The sequence below is a fragment of the Pseudolactococcus laudensis genome, assembly GCF_013449735.1.
GTDB classification, from domain to species: Bacteria; Bacillota; Bacilli; order Lactobacillales; family Streptococcaceae; genus Pseudolactococcus; species Pseudolactococcus laudensis.
In genome coordinates, this window is the sequence record NZ_JACBNY010000040.1 from 1 (window position 1) to 7,318 (window position 7,318).

Below are 7,318 nucleotides of genomic sequence, written 5' to 3' on the forward strand. Positions count from 1 at the left end.
CAGCGACAATAATGACGTCTTTTTTGAATTGTTTGCCTTTAAAATGATTCATTACTCTGTCCTCTCTGTCTTTTTTCTCAATTTTACACTAAAATAGATTTTTTGGAAAACTTTGCAACAGAACCATCCGAATCTAATCTGCTTGATTTTGCCAATGCTATCATGACGACAGATAAGAAGTTAAAAATTGTCTCTTGAAAAGTAGGAGAGTCATCAATTTTAGGAATCGCTAAAGGCTCCGGCATGATTGAACCTAATATGGCAACAATGTTGGTCTATATTTTGACAGACGCAATAATTCCAGAAAATAAAATTGACGAGTTGCTTTCGCGAAGTGTTTCAGAATCTTTCAACAGTATCAGCGTTGATACAGATACTTCAACTAGTGATACTGTTGCTCTAATGGCAAATAATAGCATTGCTGTTGACTTGGCAGAGTTTTCAGAGACCTTATCAGAACTATGCTTAGAGTTAGCTAAAAGTGTTTTAGAAGATGCGGAAGGTGCTGAGCATTTAATTGAAGTAGAAATTTCTAAATGTGTTTCTAAACAAGAGGCTAAGAAAATTGGAAAGTCAATTGTTAATTCGCCGCTTGTCAAAACCGCTGTATATGGCGGAGACCCTAATTGGGGCAGAATTGTCATGGCAATCGGAAAGACAAGTGATATTTTATTAAGTAAAAAAGATATCATTATTTATTTTGGTTCGCATAAAATATTTGAAAGCGAGAAGGAAATAGTTGAAAATATCGGAAAAATTCGGTTATATTTGAAACAAGAAAAATATATCAAAATTAAGATTGAGATGAATACAGGAGAACTTAATCATAAAGTATATGGGTGTGATCTTACGGAGTCCTATATCGAAATTAATAGCTATTATCAAACCTGATACCTAGAGAGCGACTAAAGCTTTAATGACACTAGAATCTTTGAAAGTCTCATTGTGAAAAGTAGCGCCAAACCTGTTTTTTTGTTATAATTGTAGTAATATTGCGAAAATTGGAGAACGATGATGAGATATTTTACAGCTGGAGAAAGTCACGGGCCGCGTTTAACGGCTATTATTGAGGGAGTACCTGCAGGACTACCTTTGAGTTCTGAAGATATTAACGTTGAGCTGAAACGTCGCCAAGGTGGTTATGGTCGTGGAGGGCGCATGCTCATCGAGAGCGACCAAGTCGAAATTACATCTGGTGTTCGCCACGGCGTGACCATGGGTAGCCCTATCACGTTAAACGTTACTAACAAAGATTTTAAAAATTGGACCAACATCATGGGTGCTGATGATGTCGAAGACAAATTCAAATCACAGCGCAAGCTGACTAAACCACGTCCAGGCCATGCCGATTTAGTCGGTGGTATGAAGTATCGTTTTAATGATTTGCGAAATGTTTTAGAGCGCTCGAGTGCGCGAGAAACAACAATGAGAGTGGCAATCGGTGCCGTGGCAAAACGCCTTTTGGCTGAACTTGATATTGACGTTGCCAGTCATGTGACGGTTTTTGGTGGCATTGAAGTTGATGTACCTGATAATCTAACAGTTGCAGAAATTCGTCAACGTGCTAGCGAATCAGAAGTTTCTATCGTTAATCCAGAGCGTGAACAAGATATTAAAGATTTAGTAGATAAAACCAAAAAAGATGGTGATACCATCGGTGGTGTTGTTGAAGTTGTTGCGGGTGGTCTACCAGTCGGCCTTGGTTCATATGTTCAATGGGACAGAAAATTAGATGCCAAAATCGCCCAAGCAGTCGTCTCTATCAATGCTTTTAAAGGCGTTGAATTTGGTGTTGGTTTTCAAGCAGCCTATCAACCAGGCAGCAAGATCATGGATGAAATCGTCTGGTCAGAAACTGACGGTTATACCCGTAAATCAAATAACCTCGGTGGTTTTGAAGGCGGCATGACCAATGGTGAATTAGTAGTTGTTCGGGGTGTCATGAAACCTATCCCAACCCTCTACAAACCCTTGATGTCAGTTGATACCGAAAATCATGCGCCTTATCAAGCACAAGTTGAACGTTCCGACCCGACCGCAGTGCCGGCAGCGGCAGTGGTTGCGGAACACGTTGTTGCGACCGTTTTAGCAGCAGAAATTTTAGAAAAATTTGCCTCAGATAATATGGCTGAACTTAAGGAAAATATCGCACGTCATAACGACTATATTAAAGGGTTTTAAACATTATTTCAGGTAACATGGTGGAGATAAATAGATGCCAGAAAAAAATATTTTAATTGCAGGCTTAGGGCTCATTGGTGGCTCGCTTGCGCGAACAATCAAATCAGGTCATCCTGACTATCATGTTGCTGCTTATAATCGCAGTCAAGCACCGCGATACTTTGCCATTCAAGAGCGGATTGTGGACGAAGTGTCCGATGATTTTGACGCATTAGCTGTCAAAGCGGATGTGATTATCTTGAACTTTCCAGTTCAACTCTCTATCCAATTTTTGAAAACCTTAGCGACATTACCTCTGAAAGACAATGTCCTGATTTCAGATTCAGGCTCGACCAAACTTGAAATTGTCACAGCTGCTGAAGAAATTTTCAAAGGCAAGGCCATTCGATTTATCGGTGGACATCCTATGGCGGGTTCACATAAGTCAGGTGTCATTGCATCGGATGAACTTTTATTTGAAAATGCCTATTACATTTTAACGACGTCGGCTTTATCACAACCAGCAGATTTTGAAGAACTTAAAGGAGTCCTTGTCAACACACGGGCAAAATTTATCGAACTCACAGCAAAAGAGCATGATGCGATGACGGCTGTTACCAGTCATTTCCCACACGTTGTCGCAGCGAGTTTAGTAGATAACGCACATGATTTTGCAGCTATCATGCCCTTTACTGAAAATCTAGCGGCAGGTGGGTTTAGAGACATGACTCGGATAGCAGAAAGCTCGCCTGATATGTGGACTGAAATTTTAATGTCTAATCCAGATAATATCGTCTATCAAATCGATCAATTCAGCCAGAAATTAGCAGATGTTAAGCAGTTGATGCTGCAAAGACAGAGCGCTGAAATCTGGGATTTTTTCGACAATGCACGCAAGCTCAGAGCTCAGATGCCCATTCACAAAGGGGCTATGGAAAATTTCTACGATCTCTTTATCAGTGTGCCGGATAAGTCGGACGTGATTCACGAAGTTTTGGGGTATTTTGCAGGGCATGATCTCAGCATTATCAACATCAAGATCAATGAAACACGCGTTGAAATTAACGGTGTTTTGCAGATTACTTTCAAGACAGAAAATGACCAGGCAACCGCAAAACGTTTGATTTTGGAAAATTCCAGTTATGATGTTTACCAGTAAAAGAAGGAAAAAGAGGAGATAACAGTGAAATTGCAAACAAATGCGACGGGACTTAGCGGCAAGCTAAAAGTACCTGGCGATAAATCAATCAGCCACCGCTCGATTATGTTTGGCGCTCTCGCTAAAGGTACAACTAGAGTACATGATATCTTACGTGGCGAGGATGTCCTTTCGACTATGGCCGTTTTCCGTGAACTCGGCGTGACCATTGAGGATAAGGGCGATGAGGTTGTTGTCCATGGTGTTGGCTTTGATGGCTTACGTGCCCCTCAAGAACGATTAGATATGGGAAACTCAGGCACCTCAATTCGCTTGATTTCAGGTGTTTTGGCTGGACAGCCTTTTTCTGCGGAGATGTTCGGTGATGATTCACTCTCAAAACGTCCAATGGATCGTGTGACGAAACCACTGCGCCAAATGGGAGTAGATATTTCAGGGCAAACAGAACGCGATCTACCACCGCTTAAAATCACAGGTTCTAATCATTTGACACCGATTAACTATACTTTACCAGTCGCTTCAGCTCAGGTTAAGTCTGCCTTGATTTTTGCAGCTTTACAGGCAGACGGTGAATCAGTTATCACTGAAAAAGAAAAGACACGTAACCATACTGAGGACATGATTCAACAATTTGGTGGTGAAATTTCTGTTAACGGTAAAGAAATTCGCATCAAAGGTGGGCAAAGCTTTACAGCGACTGATGTAACGGTCCCTGGTGATATTTCAAGTGCAGCCTTTTTCTTGGTAGCAGGTTTAATTGTACCTAACAGTGAAATTACCCTAAAGAACGTAGGGATTAATGAGACACGAACAGGCATTATTGAGGTCATCCAAGCCATGGGTGGTGATTTAACTCTTTCTGATGTGGATGAAGTTGCTAAGTCAGCCACTTTGACAGTCAGAACTTCTCAGTTGACCCCTACTGAAATATCAGGTGATATTATTCCCCGTTTGATTGATGAGTTGCCGGTTATTGCACTTCTTGCAACGCAAGCTAATGGTACGACAGTGATTAGAGATGCTGAAGAGTTAAAAGTCAAGGAAACTGACAGAATTCAGGTAGTCGCTGATATGCTAAATGACATGGGTGCTGATATTACACCAACTGATGATGGCATGATTATCAAAGGAAAAACGAACTTAAATGGTGCAACAATTAATACGCAAGGTGATCATCGTATTGGTATGACAGCAGCAGTTGCGGCATTATTAGTCACTGACGGCGATGTAATTCTTGAACGCTCAGAGGCAATTCAAACTTCTTATCCGGCATTCTTCGAGGATTTATCGCATTTGATTCTTTAAAATGTTGCTGATACTGAGTGAGCTAATCAATCAATCATTTAATAGATATAAAAAAGGGCATTTAATGCCTTTTTATGTTATAATTTTATCATATAATATTAATAAAAAATTAAATTCAACAAAAACTTGAATTTTCATTAAATATTGACTATAATTAGAATGGTCGATTGATTTATTTCGTTATTATTTGATTTTATTTCGGCAAAAAAAATTTTATGGAGGCGCCATATGAACAAAACAGATTGGATTGAATACTTTGAGGCTATTCATTCGAGAACACCGAATGAGGAAGAAATTGCCAAAGCACTTGCTGCAGGTGAATTTTCAGATGAAGAATTAGCCGAGGCAGCTGAGGTAGTTGAGGAAACTATTTCAGAAAAAGGAGTTGAATCAGAGGAAACTGTTACACCAGTTAAAAATTCTGATGAAGAAAGTGTTGCGTCAGCAACAGAAACTAAAACTGCTGCTTTTAAGGAAAAAGAAAAAGAAGTAATCGAAAAATTGAAGGATAATCAGGTCATTGCAGATGGCGTACAAGTTGCCTCTAATTATTTTGCATGGGTACTCGATACGCTGAAACGCCCAATGAGTAAGGCAAGTGGTTTTAATTCTATTTATTCTTATTTGACATTAGGCATTATTGTTCTGTTTGCATCTTTGTCATCAACCTTGAATTTACACGCATTTTATGAAAAAACAGTTCTCAATTCTAATTTCCCAGAATTTGGTGATTATGCCGGCATTAGCTCGACAAATCCTGTCGGTTTTGGAACATTTATTGCCTTATTATTTGCAGCAGCACTCTTTATCTTGACTTTGGTTTTTGCAACTTGGGTAGCATTGAAAGTACTTAAATCACCGTTAACTTTTTCAAATGTTGTAGATAAATACACCAGTTTATTTATTCCAGCAGCATTCTTGGTTGTCGTTGCTTCTATTTTATCGTTAATTCGTTTGAATATGCTATCATACATTGTTTTTATCTTAGCATTATCTATTATTAGTATTGCATTGTACTATATCATTTTGACAGCTAAGAACAATTTAAAACTTGATGATTTTTATGCGAAATTATTAGCACTGATGACATGTGGCGCAATTATATTTGTGATTACATTTATTCTAGTATTGATTTTCACAACAATTACCTTTAAATCAGCATTTACAATGTAAATTTTCTGCTGTGATCACTTGAGAGGAAAGCCAAATGAAAAAAGAAAAATACGCCAAACTTTTTAAAGCAATTGTTGGTCGAGAATTGACACCTCAAGAATTTTTACAGGCCAAAAAAAATGATTTTGACCCAAAACAAATTAAAAAAATTGCTGGATTAACTGTTGAGAATCCCGATACGGTATCTGAAACTGCATCAGAAAGACAAGTGCCAGTTTCAGATAAAACAGTTGAGAAAACTTCTGAAAAAATCAAGAATATTACACAACTGACAGAGGACCAAGTGTCACAACCTAGTAAACCTGCGACTAAGAAAAAAGTTCCGACTAAGTTGATTGTTGCAATTGTAGCTGTCCTTGTCGTAGCTGCTGGGATTTTTGGATTTGTAAAAACAAGACCTGTTGATGTTACAAAAGATATTAAAGTGACTTTCTCAGGCTATGACGGCTATGGTACTGCAACTTATAATTCTGATAAAGTTCATCAGATTATCACAGAAAAATTAGCAGCCAAAGCAGGATTTTCTAAAGCTGAATCGCATCAACTAATCAGTATGAATTCTCTTTCTGGGAATTTAACCAATACTAAATATCGTGCGAAAGCGACTAAACTGATGGATTGGATAAGTGATTTAAGTATAACCTTTGATGCCGGATCGAATTTAAAAAATGGTGACAAGGTAACCTTTAAAATCAAACCAGGAAAAGGAACCCCTTTAAAAGCAGTTGATAAAACTTACACAGTTAAAGGCCTCAAAAAAACTAAGAAAGTATCAGCAAGTTCTTTAACTAAAGGGAAAATCACATTCTCAGGCTATAATGGCAATGGTAGTGTTAAGTATGACGACAATAAATTTGAGATCATCTCAAATGATAAATCAGGTACTTTGTCTAACGGCGATGAGTTAGAATTTGAATTCACGCAAGACTATATAGACACATTATTGACAGAAGGTAAATCCGTCACTGATAAAACTTTTGAAGTCAAAGTTTCCGGTTTAAAAGATATCAATGACAAAAGTAAAGTTGATACTTTATACAGCAAAATCCCTGAGTTAGTGAAAGAAGATTATAAAGATAAACCTGCTGGTGAATATGGCTCTTATGACTTAACTTATAAGATTGAACCACAAAAATATTTTATCAAATTTTCTGAAGATAGTTATGATGATGAAACACGCTTGTCATTAGTCATCACATACAAAATCACAAAAACACAAACTTGGGTAAAAGATGATACTTGGGACAACAAGAAAAAAGGCGATGTTGAGACAAAAGAGATTTATACCTATTTTGGCTATCAAAACGTCAAAATCTATAAAGATGCTGTCGTTCTCTCTGATTTGTCTAAAACATATGGCTCAACTTGGTCAAATTACCTTGATATTGATGCGGTATAGGGCACCTCTAAAAACGTATGAAAAGAGGTATAATAGATTAAAAATAAGCTAACGAGGTATTGAAGATGAATTTATTTGGAGATAGCGACTATCTTGAAAAATTAAGTTTAAAAGGAGACCCT

At 37.9% G+C, this 7,318-nt stretch carries 6 protein-coding genes; all 6 read left to right on the top strand.

Features of this window, described 5'->3' with window-relative positions:
- Positions 1-216 precede the first annotated feature (216 nt).
- The 6 genes from HZR21_RS10980 (at position 217) to HZR21_RS11005 (ending at position 7,196) form a co-directional block, all read left to right on the top strand.
- Positions 217-891 carry a bifunctional ornithine acetyltransferase/N-acetylglutamate synthase gene (locus HZR21_RS10980; protein WP_310592576.1) on the top strand — a complete coding sequence of 225 codons (675 nt, stop codon included), beginning with the start codon at positions 217-219 and terminating at the stop codon, positions 889-891.
- Positions 892-1,014: 123 nt separating this feature from the next.
- Complete coding sequence (gene aroC, locus HZR21_RS10985; protein ID WP_003137106.1) at positions 1,015-2,181, top strand: chorismate synthase; 1,167 nt, start codon at positions 1,015-1,017, stop codon at positions 2,179-2,181.
- A gap of 34 nt (positions 2,182-2,215) precedes the next feature.
- Positions 2,216-3,319, top strand: coding sequence for a prephenate dehydrogenase (locus HZR21_RS10990; RefSeq protein ID WP_180747652.1), 1,104 nt, complete (start codon positions 2,216-2,218; stop codon positions 3,317-3,319).
- Positions 3,320-3,343: 24 nt separating this feature from the next.
- Positions 3,344-4,624, top strand: coding sequence for a 3-phosphoshikimate 1-carboxyvinyltransferase (gene aroA / locus HZR21_RS10995; RefSeq protein ID WP_180747653.1), 1,281 nt, complete (start codon positions 3,344-3,346; stop codon positions 4,622-4,624).
- 228 nt (positions 4,625-4,852) lie between these two features.
- Positions 4,853-5,797, top strand: a complete 945-nt coding sequence (locus HZR21_RS11000) for a DUF6574 domain-containing protein (RefSeq protein WP_180747654.1) — start codon at positions 4,853-4,855, stop codon at positions 5,795-5,797.
- Positions 5,798-5,831: 34 nt separating this feature from the next.
- Positions 5,832-7,196, top strand: coding sequence for a hypothetical protein (locus tag HZR21_RS11005; RefSeq protein WP_180747655.1), 1,365 nt, complete (start codon positions 5,832-5,834; stop codon positions 7,194-7,196).
- Positions 7,197-7,318: the final 122 nt, after the last annotated feature.

Excerpts from the sequence above, each read along its gene's own strand:
- HZR21_RS11000 (WP_180747654.1), top strand. The coding sequence starts at position 4,853 with ATGAACAAAACAGATTGGATTGAATACTTTGAGGCTATTCATTCGAGA.
- HZR21_RS10990 (WP_180747652.1), top strand. The coding sequence starts at position 2,216 with ATGCCAGAAAAAAATATTTTAATTGCAGGCTTAGGGCTCATTGGTGGC.
- aroC (WP_003137106.1), top strand. The coding sequence starts at position 1,015 with ATGAGATATTTTACAGCTGGAGAAAGTCACGGGCCGCGTTTAACGGCT.
- HZR21_RS11005 (WP_180747655.1), top strand. The coding sequence starts at position 5,832 with ATGAAAAAAGAAAAATACGCCAAACTTTTTAAAGCAATTGTTGGTCGA.